Here is a 13078-nt window from a genome sequence, read left to right as displayed (position 1 = left end):
TCCCCATACTGCAGAGCCGATTTGCTCCGCGCATTTTCACCACGGGTAACGCACACTTACATACAGGAGAAACCGGCCATGAGAACAAAACCGGTAAATCGCAGCCTTATCGTTCTGGGCACCATCATCTGTCAGATGGGCCTGGGAACTATCTATACCTGGAGCCTGTTTAACCAGCCGCTGGTGGATAAATTCCACTGGGGCCTGGCGGATGTCGCCACCACGTTCTCCATCACCAGTTTCTTCCTGGCGTTTTCCACTCTGTTCGCCGGCAAATTGCAGGAACGCTTCGGCATCCGCAACCTGACGCTGGCCGCCGGCGTGCTGGTCGGGCTGGGGCTGATCGCCAGCGCCCACGCCAGCTCGCTGGATATGATTTATCTGCTGGCCGGCGTGGTGGTCGGTTTCGCCGTCGGCATCGCCTATATCTCCACCCTGTCCAACCTGATCAAGTGGTTCCCGGCCAACAAAGGGCTGATTTCCGGCATCTCCGTCGGCGCCTTCGGCAGCGGCAGCCTGCTGTTCAAATACGTTAACGCCGCGCTGATTGCCAATGCGGGCGTCTCCGCCGCCTTCTTCTACTGGGGCGTTATCGTAATGGCGTTAATCGTCTTCGGTTCGCTGCTGCTGAAAGAGCCGGCCGCCGCAGCCTCCAACGCAGCGGCGCAAGGTGACCGAAGCGTTAACTACAGCGTGCGCCAAATGCTGGCGACCAAAGAAGCCTACCTGCTGTTTGCCATTTTCTTCTCCGCCTGTATGAGCGGCCTGTATCTGATCGGCATCGTCAAGGATATGGGGGTACAGTTGGCCGGAATGGATGTTGCCACCGCCGCCAACACCGTCTCCGCCGTGGCGATTTTCAACACCGCCGGCCGTATTATTCTCGGCACCCTGTCGGATAAAGTCGGCCGGATGCGCGTCATCAGCTTTACCATGCTGGTCACCGTGCTGGCGATTGTCGCCCTGAGCGCCTTTACCCTCAGCCACAGCCTGTTCTTCCTGTGCGTCGGCGCCGTCGCCTTCTGCTTCGGCGGCAATATCACCGTATTCCCGGCGATTGTCGGCGACTTCTTCGGCCTGAAAAACCACAGCAAAAATTACGGCATCATCTATCAGGGCTTCGGACTGGGCGCGCTGGCCGGCTCGTTTATCGCCAAATACTTCGGCGGCTTCCACACCACCTTTATGGTGATTGGCGTCCTGTCGCTGCTGTCCCTGCTGATTACGCTGTTTATCAAAACGCCGCAGCCGGCCATCAGGGCCGAGCAGGACGAACACCAACCGGCGGAACTGGTCAAAGCCTGATATCCGGCCAACAAAAAGGGGCGCAGCCGTTAAGCTGCGCCCCTTTTTTCATGCCCGTATCGTTACAGCTCAATCCCCAGCGTCTGGCGCAGGTGGGCGCCGGCGCCCAGCAGGCCCGGCTGCGCATGGGTAATCATAAACACCGGGATCCCCTGCACGTAATCCTTAAAGCGCCCCTTGTCCTCAAACGCCGCACGGAAACCAGAGGCTTTAAAGAATTCCATAAAGCGCGGCACGATGCCACCGGCGATATAAACGCCGCCGAAGGTGCCCAGCGTCAGCGCCAGGTTGCCGCCGAAACGCCCCAGAATCACGCAAAACAGCGACAGCGCGCGGCGGCAGTCGATACAGCTGTCGGCCAACGCGCGTTCGGTAATATCTTTCGGCGCCAGGTTCTCCGGCAGCCGGTCGTCTGATTTGACGATCGCCCGGTACAGGTTAACCAGCCCCGGCCCGGACAACACGCGCTCCGCCGAAACATGGCCCATCTCCGCCCGCAGCGTTTCCAGAATGATGTCCTCTTCTTCGCTGTTGGGCGCGAAGTCTACGTGGCCGCCTTCGCCCGGCAGGCTCACCCACTGGCGATTGACGTGGATCAGATGCGCCACCCCCAGCCCGGTGCCGGCGCCGTAAACGGCAATCGGCTTATCCTGCTGCGCCTGACCGCCGCCAAACTGCAGCACGTCGGCGTCCGTCAGCATCGGAATCGCCATCGACACTGCGGTGAAGTCGTTGATGACTTCCAGGTGCGCCAGCCCCAGGTTCGCCTTCATCTGTTTGATCGAAAATGCCCAGGTGTGATTGGTCATCGCCACCCAGTCTTCCGTCACCGGGCAGGCGATGGCGATGCAGGCGTCCTGCACTTCCAACTGATGCTCCTGCAGATATTGGCGGATCGCCGCTTCCAGGCTGTCAAACTCCAGGCCGGAGTAGGTTTTCGCCCTACTGATTTCTCCCGTCTCTTTCGAGCACAGCGCCAGACGGGCATTGGTGCCGCCAACGTCACCCACGAGGGCATATGTCATCGATGTTTTCTCCGCAAAAAAATGAATAAACGGCAAGTTGCCAACACTGTAAAACCCCACCGGAAAAACAACAATCGCTGCCCTCGGCATGGCGGCCCAATAGCGATCTTGATCACAAAAATCGTTTCAGCCGAACATAAAACAGCGCGCAAAGCGTGCAGCCTAACGCGCCAGTATATACTCCGCCGCGGCGCGCGCATGAATCGCCGTGGTGTCAAACACCGGCACCGAGGCATCCTGCGGGCCGACCAATAGGCCGATTTCCGTACAGCCGAAAATAATCCCCTGCGCGCCTTGCTGTTCCAGATCGCTGATAATGCGTCGGTATTCCTCGCGCGAGGCGACATGAATGTGGCCCAGGCACAGCTCCTCATAGATAATACGGTGCACGCTGTCGCGATCCGCCGCCACCGGCGTCACCACTTCAATGCCGAATTTCTCCTGCAGCCGCCCGCGATAAAAATCCTGCTCCATGGTAAAACGCGTTCCCAGCAGCCCGACGCGGCGGATATTTTGCTGGCGTACCTGCTGCGCCGTGGCGTCGGCGATATGGATCAGCGGCAGGCCGCTGGCCTGCTCCACCACATCCGCCACTTTATGCATGGTATTGGTGCAGATTGCTATCGCTTCGGCGCCCGCTGCACGCAGCGCCGTCGCCGCCTGCGCCAGCAGCCGCCCGGCGCCTTCCCAGTCGCCGCGATGCTGCAGCTGCTCGACTTCATGGAAATCAACGCTGTACAACACGATTTTCGCCGAGTGCAAACCGCCCAGCTGCGTTTTCACCTGCTCATTGATCATGCGGTAATAAGGAATGGTGGATTCCCAGCTCATCCCGCCCAACAGTCCCAGCACTTTCATCGTCGCCCCCGGAGTACGTTACGGATAATAACGACCTTACCTGAGCTATCGCCGCTTGACGACCGGTTATTTCACCGCCAGCCGAGCCGCGATCCAGCGCTGACGCAGCGCGTCATAGGCCCAGTTATACAATACGGTATACGGCAGGAAGAACAGGAAAAAGCCTAATTCCAGCATAAAAGCCTGCACCAGCGTCAGGTTCAGCATAAAGGCGGCGATCGGCACGCCAATCAGGATAAAACCGGCCTCAAAACCGGTCGCGTGCAGCATCCGCACTTTCAGGTTGCGTACTATCCGGTTCGCCGGCCACAGGCGGTCGAACCCCGCGTTGTACACGATGTTCCACAGCATGGCAACGCTGGAGAGCATCACCGCCAAAGCGCCAACCTGCGCCATGGAACGGCCCAGGATCCACGAACCAATCGGTGCGCAGATCATGACGGCGATCGCTTCAAATCCCACCGCGTGGACGATACGTTCGCTAAAAGACTTGTTTTGCAGTTGCATAACTCACCTGTTTTTTACTCATTGTTGGAAAAGTGAGGTGATTATCATCGCTTTTTTGCGTAGATTAAAAATAGATTCCATCGATAAAGTAGATATATCCATGCGCTACTCTCCCGAAGCCTTATTGGCGTTTGTTGAAGCCGCGGCGCTCGGTTCATTTTCCGCCGCCGCCCGTAAGCTGAAGAAAAGCCAGTCAACCATCAGCACCGCCATCGCCAATCTGGAGGCAGATCTCGATTTAATTCTGTTCGACCGACAGTCCCGTCAGCCGACGCTGACCGTCGCCGGCCATAAAGTGCTGGGGCACGTACAGGAGATTCTGGCCGCCAGCGAACGGCTGGACGCCCTGAGCATCCGCCTGGCGGACAAGATCGAGCCGCGGCTGACCATCGTCTTTTCCGATACCTATCAGCCGAGTTATCACGAAAGCCTGATGGCGCAGTTTGAACAGCGCTATCAGGATATTGAGCTGGAATGCATGGTTGGCGAAGGGGAGGACGTGCTGGACTTACTGCAGAGCGGTCGCGCCCATCTGGGGATGCTGGCGGTGCAGCCGGACTACCCGTCAGATATCGCGGCGGCGCGGCTGCCGGAGCGCACCGAAATGGGCATTTTCGTCTCTCGTCAGCATCCGCTGGCCAGCGTCGCCCATCCTACGCAGGAGCAGCTCGCCAGCACCCGGCAGCTGTATCTCAACAGCTATATCAACAACCGAAACAAGCCGCAGGGACGCGTCTGGTCGGCCCCCAGCTATCTGATGCTGCTGGAGATGGCGGAACAGGGATTTGGCTGGGCGATACTGCCGCACTGGCTGGTGAAGCAATACGACCACGGCCACCTGACCGAACTGCAGCCACGCGGCTGGCCGATGCTGATCTCCGTGGATGCGGTCTGGTCAAAACTGACCCCGCCGGGGCCGGCGGGGTTCTGGCTGCTGGAACATCTGCTGAGTGGTTCTTCAGGCTAGGCGGCATCATTGCGTAATTGAATCGCCTGCGAGATGCTGTTCAGCAGTTCCGGCACATCCATCGGCGGCAGCAGCACCTCAATCAACGCCAGCCGCCCGCTGTTGCCGGCCGTCTGCAGCGCGCTCTGCAGCTGCTGCGGCGTACTGACCCGCCGCACCGTGCTGGCCGTTGCCGACCCTAACGCCTGCGGCAGCGCGCACCAGTCCCAGGCGGCGATATCGTTATAGCGCTGTTGCGGCCCATGGATGGCGCGTTCGACGGTATAACCGCCATTATTCAGCAGCAAAATCACCGGTTTGAGATCGTCACGCAGTAGCGATCCCAACTCCTGGATCGTCAGCTGCGCGGCGCCGTCGCCGATCAGCAGCACCACCCGACGATCCGGCTGCGCCGTCTGCACGCCAAACGCCGCCGGCAGGGTGTAGCCGATCGACCCCCACAGCGGCTGATTGATAAACAGGCAACCCTGCGGCAGGCTAAGCGCCGCCGCGCCAAAACAGGCGGTGCCCTGATCGGCAATGATCGCGTCACCGGGTTGCAAAAATGCCTGCAGCTGACGCCAAAGTGCGTGCTGATCCAGTTTATCGCCCTCAGCGGCAGGTAATTCCGGGCGACTCACGGCCAGCGGCGGCCACTGCCCGTTCAGCGACATCGTCAGCTGATGCAGCGCCTGTACCGCATCATGCATCGCCAGCGGGCTGAAGGTCTGCCGGCCGACGCAGGCGGCGAACGGCTGGATATCGATACATTTTTCCGCCGTTAACCGCTGGCTGAAACCGGCGGTGATGGTGTCGGTTAAGCGCACGCCGACCAGTATGGTCGCATCCGCCTCTTCCACCCGCTGCCTGACCAGCGGATCGCTGGCCGCGCCGCTGTAGGTGCCGATAAACCCGGTATGGGTTTCATCCAGCACGCTTTTGCCCATCAGCAAGGTTGCATGCGGCAAAGGGACTTCATCCATCCACTGCGCCAACGCCTGCCGTGCGCCAAAGCGCTCGGCGAGAAAATCCGCCACCAGCGTGACGTGGCGCGCCGGCTGCAGCAACTCGCACGCGGCGGCAATAAACCCGGCCAGCGCCTCCGGCGCCGAATGAAACGCCGGTAACCTCAGCGGCGATAGCGGCGGCGTCAACGGCGCCTGCGCCACGTCGCCCGGCAGCAGCAGATAAACCGGTCGCCGTTCGGTTAATGCCACGCTCAGCAGGCGGTCAATTTCCGCCTTGGCGTTGTCCAGCGTCAGGCTGGCCTGCGCCGCCGTCACCTCTTGCGCCATGCGCGCAAAGTGGCCGAAGTCACCGTCTCCCAGCGTATGGTGCAGCATCTCTCCGGCACGCTGGGCGCGCAGCATCGGCGCCCCCACCAGGTGAATGACCGGCAGATACTCGGCATAGCTGCCCGCAATGCCGTTGACGGCGCTCAACTCACCCACGCCGAAGGTGGTCAGCAACGCCGCGGCCGGCTGACAACGCGCATAGCCATCGGCCGCGTAGGCGGCGTTCAGCTCATTGGCGCAGCCTACCCAGCGGATTTGCGGGTGATCGATCACATGATCCAGAAAATGCAGGTTGTAATCGCCCGGCACGCCAAAAAGATGGCGGATGCCTATCTGCGCCAGACGATCGAGAAGATAATCAGCTACCGTGTAGTGGGCGTTCATAAGCGTCACCTGTCTGACTGCGGTATGTACCGTTAAGTATTGACGACAGGGCGCAGATTACGAGCAAAAAAGAGGCGGGCCAAACTTCACAGCATCGCATACCGAGAAACCGCCGGCTTCCGTCAGTTGAAAGATTAATGTACGCAGCGCCTTTTAGTGAAAGCGTATACACTAAAAATCTTCTTTCTGACTATCGGCGATTCTTGAGTATGAATATGGCTTATCAGGCGGACGATTCCCGTTATCAACATATGCACTACCAGCGCTGCGGGCGCAGCGGCCTGCAGTTGCCGGCCATTGCGCTGGGCCTGTGGCACAACTTCGGTGAAGTATCCTCGCTGGATAACGCGCGCCGGCTGGTGCAACAGGCTTTCGACCTGGGGATTACCCATTTCGATCTGGCCAATAATTACGGCCCGCCGCCCGGCGCCGCCGAGGAAAGTTTTGGCCGTATGCTGCAAAGCGATCTGCGTCCATACCGCGATGAGCTGATTATTTCGACCAAAGCCGGCTATACCATGTGGCCTGGCCCCTACGGCGACTGGGGATCCAAAAAGTACCTGGTCGCCAGCCTTGACCAGAGCCTGCGCCGTCTGGGGCTGGAGTATGTCGATATTTTTTATCACCATCGGCCGGACCCGCATACCCCGCTGGAAGAAACTATGGCGGCGCTGGATTTGCTGGTGCGTCAGGGCAAGGCGCTGTATATCGGCCTGTCGAACTATCCGGCACAGCGCGCCAGCGAAGCGTTTGCCATCCTGCAGCGGCTGGGCACGCCCTGCCTGATCCATCAGCCGAAATACTCCCTGTTTGAACGCGATGCAGAGACGCAATTGTTCGATACCCTGCAGCAGCACGGCGTCGGCTGCATCGCCTTTTCTCCCCTGGCGGGCGGCATTCTGACCGATCGCTATCTGCAGGGGATTCCGCAAGATTCGCGCGCCGCCAGCGGCAGCCAGTTCCTGCGCCCCGAGCAGCTGACTGATGAACGGTTAGACAAAGTGCGCCGCCTGAATCAGCTTGCGCTGCAACGGGGACAGAAGCTGTCGCAGATGGCGCTGGCCTGGGTGCTGCGGCATCAAGCCGTCACGTCGGTGCTGATTGGCGCCAGCAAAACGGCGCAGATAGAGGATGCGGTCGGCATGCTGGCGCATCGCGACTTTAGCCAGGAAGAGCTGACGCTGATCGAACAGATATTAATGTAATCGGTTACAACCAGATCGCCTTCAGTCTCGGGCAGGCTAATCGTCACAGAAGATTCTCAATTTACCGGGGGTTAGAGGCTTTTCGGATTCCCCCTCAAAGGTTTGACGTCGTGATACCGTTACCCTGCTACGGCACAAAAGTATAAGGACAGTTCATAGGCAGCATATAAATTATGCCGCCTATGAACCGCCGATAATAAGGAGAAAGCATGTTCAAACCTCTGCTACTGGCCGCCGTTTTCGTGGCCGCGACCGTTCCCATGGCGCCACAGGCGCAGGCGGACGGCTTGAGTATCGATTTACTCCCCGGCGTTTCTCTACGTATCGGCGATCAGGACCGACGCGGCAACTATTGGGACGGCTATGACTGGCGTGACCGCGACTGGTGGGAGAGCCATCGCGGCCGAGAGTTGGGCGAACGCAGCCGGCGCGGCTACTACTGGGATGGTTATCGCTGGCGCGACCACGATTACTGGCGCAAACATTACTACTACCATGACGGACGCTATCGTAAATACGATAAGCACGAGTACAAAAGGTACAAGAAATACCAGAAAGAGCGCGAAAAAGAGTACAGGAAGTACCAAAAGGAACGTGATAAAGAATATAAAAAATACCAGAAAGAACGCTACAAAGAGTATAAGCACCACCATCGTCACCACCACGATGACTGATAGCAAACAGGGCGCGAATTCGCGCCCTGTTGTGTTTTGCGGCCGGCGTCGCCGGTTAGAACAGACTGCTCAACAGCAGGTAGCCGTTTAGTCCCACCACGATAGCGACGATCAACCAGCCAATGTTCTGAACCGCGCGCCCGTTGACCATCTCACCCATCAGCTCGCGGTTGCCGGTAAACTTCAGCAGCGGCACCAGCGCCAGCGCGATGCCGAAACTCAGCAGCACCTGGCTCATCACCAGAATATGCGTGGCGTCCATCCCCAGCATGATAACCACAAACGACGGCAGCATGGTCACCACCCGGCGCACCCACAACGGGATATAGAAGCGGACGAAGCCCTGCATCACCACCTGCCCCGCCAGCGTCCCCACCACGGTAGAGGAGAGACCGGCCGCCACCAGACTCAGGCCGAATACCGTGGCCGCCGCATGCCCCAGCAGCGGCTGCAGCGTCAGGTAAGCCTGGTCAAGATCGGCGATGCCGCTGTGGCCGCTAAAGTGGAAGGCCGCCGCGGCGGTGGCCATCATCGCCAGGTTAACGAAGCCGGCGATGGTCATCGCCAACGCCACGTCGACCTTGGTCGAGGCATAGCGCTGCGCCTTGGAACTGTTGCCGGCGGTCTGCGTCAGCGACGAATGCAGATAAATCACGTGCGGCATAATAGTAGCGCCGAGCACACCGGCGGCCAGGAACACCGCATCACCATTAGGCAGATCCGGTATCGCCATGCCTTTAACCAACCCGCTCAGCTGCGGCTGCGAGAACACCAGCTCGACAATATAGGCCGCGGCGACAAACAGCAGCAACCCGCCGATCACCAGCTCCAGCGGCTTTTGCCCGCGCTTTTGCAGCATCAAAATCAGGAAAGTGGCAATACCGGTCAGGATCGCCCCTTCCAGCAAAGTCACGCCCAACAACAGTTTGAAACCTATCGCCGCGCCGATAAATTCGGCCAGGTCGGTCGCCATGGCAATAATCTCCGCCTGCACCCAATAGGCCCATACTGCCGGACGCGGCAGGCGATCGCGAATATGTTCAGCCAGGTTCTTGCCGGTGGCGATCCCCAATTTGGCAGACAGCAGTTGAATCAGCATCGCCATCACATTGGCCCACACCACCACCCACAGCAGTTTATAGCCAAAGGAGGCGCCGGACTGGATATTGGTGGCGAAGTTACCGGGATCGATATAGCCGATGGCGGCGATAAATGCCGGTCCCATCAGAGAAAGTTTGATCTTTCTGGACGGGCGGTCGGTTGATGTTGAGGAGTTAACCGCGCGACTGTTCAGCATATCGTGAAACCCTTACTATTATTAAGCTAACCATCATCCTACCAAGATGATAATAATTATCAATCGCATTTAATGCGGTAATACTTATCTCTGTGATAGACGGCAACGAAGGTTGAAGAACAGATCGCAGCAAATTCAAACGCTTTGTACCCAACAAAACGGCACAGATGCAGGACGAAATACGCCTAATACTCAAATTAACACAAAATCCCCACGAATGCGCACAATTATTAACATGTTGATTTTTGGTGGTTTATTATGCTGATTTGAGAAAAATCCCAGTGTAATTTTCCATATTTGTAATTGAACTCTCGTTTTTAAACGTAGCGTTACATAGAATGACAACCGAAATTCAGCCTGCCTCAAGTTTGGAGCACACATGTCCCATATTGCGCACTTTGCGTTAGCGTTAGTGGTGGTGGCGATTCTCGCGCTGTTGGTCTGCCGCGATCGCAAAAGCATCCGCATTCGCTATGTTATTCAATTATTGGTTATCGAAGTGTTACTGGCCTACTTCTTCCTGCATTCGGAAGCGGGATTGGGCTTTGTAAAAGGATTCGCCGCGCTGTTTGACAAGCTGCTCGGATTTGCAGGACAAGGGACTGAGTTTGTATTTGGCGGCATGGGTGATAAAGGCCTGGCGTTCTTCTTCCTGAAGGTGCTGTGCCCGATCGTCTTTATCTCCGCGCTGATCGGTATTCTGCAATATATTAAAGTGCTGCCGGTTGTGATCCGCGTCATCGGCACCGTGCTGTCGAAAGTGAACGGGATGGGCAAGCTCGAATCGTTCAACGCCGTCAGCTCGCTGATCCTCGGCCAGTCCGAAAACTTTATCGCCTATAAAGATATTCTCGGCAAGATGTCGGAAAAACGCATGTACACCATGGCGGCCACCGCCATGTCGACGGTGTCCATGTCGATCGTCGGCGCCTATATGTCGATGCTGGACGCAAAATTTGTGGTGGCAGCGCTGGTGCTCAACATGTTCAGCACCTTTATCGTGCTGTCTCTGATCAACCCGTACGACACCAGCCAGGAAGAAGAGCTGCACCTGGGCAACCTGCATGAAGGCCAGAGCTTCTTTGAAATGCTGGGGGAATATATTCTGGCGGGCTTTAAGGTGGCGATTATCGTCGCCGCGATGCTGATCGGCTTCATCGCACTGATCGCCGCCGTCAACGCCCTGTTCAGCGCCGTCTTCGGTCTGAGTTTCCAAGAGCTTCTCGGCTACTTCTTCTATCCGTTCGCCTGGATTATGGGTATTCCCAAGCATGAAGCGCTGCAGGTCGGCAGTATTATGGCGACCAAGCTGGTTTCCAATGAGTTCGTCGCGATGATGGAGCTGCAGAAAATCAGCGCCGAACTGACGCCGCGCAGCCAAGGGATGCTGTCGGTATTCCTGGTGTCGTTTGCCAACTTCTCCTCCATCGGCATCGTCGCCGGGGCGATTAAAGGCCTGAACGAACATCAGGGCAACGTGGTTTCCCGCTTCGGCCTGAAGCTGGTTTACGGCTCTACGCTGGTCAGCATTCTGTCCGCCTCTATCGCCGGCCTGGTGCTGGGATAAACGCCGCGCAGCGGTTAAGAAAGGTCGCTACGGCGGCCTTTTTTATTGGCTAGTGTTCCGGATAAGGCTGCGCTAAACGCTGCAAAGCAAAAAGCCGACCCTAAGGTCGGCTTTTCTAAATGATGGTGGAGCTAAGCGGGATCGAACCGCTGACCTCTTGCATGCCATGCAAGCGCTCTCCCAGCTGAGCTATAGCCCCACAAATGTGGTCCGCATTAACCGGCGTTACGGTGTCTTCGCCAACCTTTCTGAGATAAAGGTTGGTGGAGCTAGACGGGATCGAACCGTCGACCTCTTGCATGCCATGCAAGCGCTCTCCCAGCTGAGCTATAGCCCCGACTCACAATCACTTTGTGCTGTGAACGGGGCGCATAATATGAAACCCGCCGTACGCTGTCAACGGCTAAATTAAATTCCTCGATCAAGCGCTGAAAAAGCCGCCAAATCAGCGCGTTTGCAGCTAAAGATTGACCATTGCGGGCAAAAATACGCCGCTTCCTCCCCCGCGATTTGATCGGGTACATGTCCGGTCAGTGAAAAAAAACCCCGGGAACGCATCCCCGGGGTTTTTCATCGGCCTGCCTTTACGATCAGGCTTGTGCTTCGCGCTCGGCAATATAGGCCAGCGCCATATCGATACGCTGCAGAGAACGCTGCTGACCGATCGCCTGTACAGTAACGTCCATGCTTGGCGACTGGCCGGCGCCGGTAACGGCAACGCGCAGCGGCATCCCTACTTTACCCATGCCGACGCCCAGTTCGTCCGCCGCGCCCTGAATGGCGTCATGCACGTTTTCCGCCGTCCAGTCGCTGATGGCCGCCAGCTTGGCGCGTACGGTCTCCAGCGGCTGACGCGCCACCGGACGCAGGTGTTTCTTCGCCGCGTCGGCGTCAAACTCGCTGAAGTCTTCATAGAAGTAACGGCAGGCCGCCGCCATCTCTTTCAGCGTCTTGCAGCGCTCGCCCAGCAGTTTGACGATGTCTTTCAGCTCCGGCCCGTTGCGCGTTTCAATGCCGAGCTGCTCAACGTGCCAGGCCAGGTGCACCGCCACCTGCTCGGCCGGCAGATGGTTAATGTAGTGGTGGTTCAGCCACTGCAGCTTTTCGGTGTTGAAGGCGCTGGCGGATTTGCTGATGGCGTCCAGCGTAAAGAACTGTTTCATCTCGTCGACCGAGAAGATTTCCTGATCGCCATGGGACCAGCCCAGACGCACCAGATAGTTGAGCAGCGCTTCCGGCAGATAGCCGTCGTCGCGGTACTGCATGACGCCGACCGCGCCGTGGCGCTTGGACAACTTTTTGCCGTCATCGCCCAGGATCATCGAAACGTGCGCATACTCCGGCACCGGTGCGCCCAGCGCTTTCAGGATATTGATCTGACGCGGCGTGTTGTTGATATGGTCTTCACCGCGGATCACGTGGGTAATCTCCATATCCCAGTCGTCCACCACCACGCAGAAGTTGTAGGTCGGTGAACCGTCGGTGCGGCGGATGATCAGATCGTCCAGTTCCTGATTGCTGAATTCGATCGGGCCACGGATCTGGTCGTTAAAGATCACCGAGCCTTCCTGCGGGTTACGGAAGCGCACCACGTGCGGCTCATCCGCCGTATGGCTGCACTGGCTGTCGCGGCAGCGGCCGTCATAACGCGGCTTCTCACCGTTTTCCATCTGCTTTTCACGCAGCGCTTCCAGACGCTCTTTAGAGCAGTAGCAGCGGTAGGCGGTGCCCTGCTCCAGCATCTGGTCGATCACCGCATTATAGCGATCGAAGCGTTTGGTCTGGTAATACGGGCCTTCGTCCCAATCCAGATTCAACCAGTTCATGCCATCCATAATCGCATCGATAGCATCCTGGGTGGAACGTTCCAGATCGGTATCTTCGATACGCAGCACGAACTCACCGCCGGCATGACGGCTGAACAACCAGGAGTAAAGCGCTGTACGGGCGCCGCCGACGTGCAGGTAGCCGGTTGGGCTAGGTGCAAAACGGGTTTTGATTTTCATTGGGATCAC

At 57.9% G+C, this 13078-nt stretch carries 11 protein-coding genes and 2 tRNA genes; 5 read left to right on the top strand and 8 right to left on the bottom strand.

The genetic code is table 11. The features are described 5' to 3' along the window. Window positions 1–78: 78 nt before the first annotated feature. Window positions 79–1305, top strand: a complete 1227-nt coding sequence (locus FO014_RS17280) for an L-lactate MFS transporter (protein ID WP_160030414.1) — start codon at window positions 79–81, stop codon at window positions 1303–1305. 62 nt (window positions 1306–1367) lie between these two features. Here FO014_RS17280 and glk read toward each other — a convergent pair whose 3' ends face one another. The 3 genes from glk to FO014_RS17265 form a co-directional block, all read right to left on the bottom strand. Next, on the bottom strand, window positions 1368–2330 hold the full coding sequence (glk, locus tag FO014_RS17275) for a glucokinase (RefSeq protein WP_160030413.1): 963 nt from the start codon (window positions 2328–2330) through the stop codon (window positions 1368–1370). A gap of 162 nt (window positions 2331–2492) precedes the next feature. Further along, window positions 2493–3188, bottom strand: coding sequence for an aspartate/glutamate racemase family protein (locus tag FO014_RS17270; RefSeq protein WP_160030412.1), 696 nt, complete (start codon window positions 3186–3188; stop codon window positions 2493–2495). Window positions 3189–3254: 66 nt separating this feature from the next. Next, a complete protein-coding gene (locus tag FO014_RS17265; RefSeq protein WP_160030411.1) occupies window positions 3255–3695 on the bottom strand; it encodes a multidrug/biocide efflux PACE transporter in 441 nt (146 codons plus the stop codon). A 100-nt stretch (window positions 3696–3795) separates the two neighbouring features. On the opposite strand from FO014_RS17265, the gene FO014_RS17260 reads away from it, so the two are divergent. Further along, the gene (locus tag FO014_RS17260; protein WP_160030410.1) at window positions 3796–4662 is read left to right on the top strand and encodes a LysR family transcriptional regulator; all 867 of its coding nucleotides are present in this window, start codon (window positions 3796–3798) and stop codon (window positions 4660–4662) included. On the opposite strand, the gene FO014_RS17255 is transcribed toward FO014_RS17260, so the two are convergent. Continuing rightward, window positions 4659–6320, bottom strand: a complete 1662-nt coding sequence (locus FO014_RS17255) for an alpha-keto acid decarboxylase family protein (RefSeq protein ID WP_160030409.1) — start codon at window positions 6318–6320, stop codon at window positions 4659–4661. The two genes, FO014_RS17260 and FO014_RS17255, sit on opposite strands and share 4 nt — an antisense overlap. Window positions 6321–6535: 215 nt before the next feature. On the opposite strand from FO014_RS17255, the gene FO014_RS17250 reads away from it, so the two are divergent. Beyond that, window positions 6536–7525 carry an aldo/keto reductase gene (locus FO014_RS17250; protein WP_160030408.1) on the top strand — a complete coding sequence of 330 codons (990 nt, stop codon included), beginning with the start codon at window positions 6536–6538 and terminating at the stop codon, window positions 7523–7525. 209 nt (window positions 7526–7734) lie between these two features. Further along, complete coding sequence (locus tag FO014_RS17245; protein ID WP_160030407.1) at window positions 7735–8199, top strand: DUF2502 domain-containing protein; 465 nt, start codon at window positions 7735–7737, stop codon at window positions 8197–8199. 55 nt (window positions 8200–8254) lie between these two features. Here the strand turns inward: FO014_RS17245 and FO014_RS17240 are convergent, their stop codons facing one another. Beyond that, window positions 8255–9496 (bottom strand): Nramp family divalent metal transporter, encoded by a 1242-nt coding sequence (locus FO014_RS17240; protein WP_160030406.1) that lies wholly within the window; start codon window positions 9494–9496, stop codon window positions 8255–8257. Window positions 9497–9875: 379 nt separating this feature from the next. On the opposite strand from FO014_RS17240, the gene FO014_RS17235 reads away from it, so the two are divergent. Further along, on the top strand, window positions 9876–11063 hold the full coding sequence (locus tag FO014_RS17235; RefSeq protein WP_160030405.1) for a NupC/NupG family nucleoside CNT transporter: 1188 nt from the start codon (window positions 9876–9878) through the stop codon (window positions 11061–11063). 123 nt (window positions 11064–11186) lie between these two features. Here FO014_RS17235 and FO014_RS17230 read toward each other — a convergent pair. The 3 genes from FO014_RS17230 to gltX form a co-directional block, all read right to left on the bottom strand. Then, window positions 11187–11262, bottom strand: a tRNA-Ala gene (locus FO014_RS17230). A gap of 62 nt (window positions 11263–11324) precedes the next feature. Next, window positions 11325–11400: transfer RNA gene (locus FO014_RS17225), tRNA-Ala, on the bottom strand. A 253-nt stretch (window positions 11401–11653) separates the two neighbouring features. Beyond that, entirely contained in the window at window positions 11654–13069 is a 1416-nt protein-coding gene (gene gltX, locus FO014_RS17220) for a glutamate--tRNA ligase (protein WP_160030404.1), read from the bottom strand. Window positions 13070–13078 lie beyond the last annotated feature (9 nt).

This window comes from Serratia rhizosphaerae, from assembly GCF_009817885.1.
In the GTDB taxonomy this organism is placed as follows: domain Bacteria; phylum Pseudomonadota; class Gammaproteobacteria; order Enterobacterales; family Enterobacteriaceae; genus Serratia_B; species Serratia_B rhizosphaerae.
This window is presented reverse-complemented; position numbering and strand designations above follow the sequence as displayed.

Excerpts from the sequence above, each read along its gene's own strand:
- FO014_RS17280 (WP_160030414.1), top strand. The coding sequence starts at position 79 with ATGAGAACAAAACCGGTAAATCGCAGCCTTATCGTTCTGGGCACCATC.
- glk (WP_160030413.1), bottom strand. The coding sequence starts at position 2,330 with ATGACATATGCCCTCGTGGGTGACGTTGGCGGCACCAATGCCCGTCTG.
- FO014_RS17270 (WP_160030412.1), bottom strand. The coding sequence starts at position 3,188 with ATGAAAGTGCTGGGACTGTTGGGCGGGATGAGCTGGGAATCCACCATT.
- FO014_RS17265 (WP_160030411.1), bottom strand. The coding sequence starts at position 3,695 with ATGCAACTGCAAAACAAGTCTTTTAGCGAACGTATCGTCCACGCGGTG.
- FO014_RS17260 (WP_160030410.1), top strand. The coding sequence starts at position 3,796 with ATGCGCTACTCTCCCGAAGCCTTATTGGCGTTTGTTGAAGCCGCGGCG.
- FO014_RS17255 (WP_160030409.1), bottom strand. The coding sequence starts at position 6,320 with ATGAACGCCCACTACACGGTAGCTGATTATCTTCTCGATCGTCTGGCG.
- FO014_RS17250 (WP_160030408.1), top strand. The coding sequence starts at position 6,536 with ATGGCTTATCAGGCGGACGATTCCCGTTATCAACATATGCACTACCAG.
- FO014_RS17245 (WP_160030407.1), top strand. The coding sequence starts at position 7,735 with ATGTTCAAACCTCTGCTACTGGCCGCCGTTTTCGTGGCCGCGACCGTT.
- FO014_RS17240 (WP_160030406.1), bottom strand. The coding sequence starts at position 9,496 with ATGCTGAACAGTCGCGCGGTTAACTCCTCAACATCAACCGACCGCCCG.
- FO014_RS17235 (WP_160030405.1), top strand. The coding sequence starts at position 9,876 with ATGTCCCATATTGCGCACTTTGCGTTAGCGTTAGTGGTGGTGGCGATT.
- gltX (WP_160030404.1), bottom strand. The coding sequence starts at position 13,069 with ATGAAAATCAAAACCCGTTTTGCACCTAGCCCAACCGGCTACCTGCAC.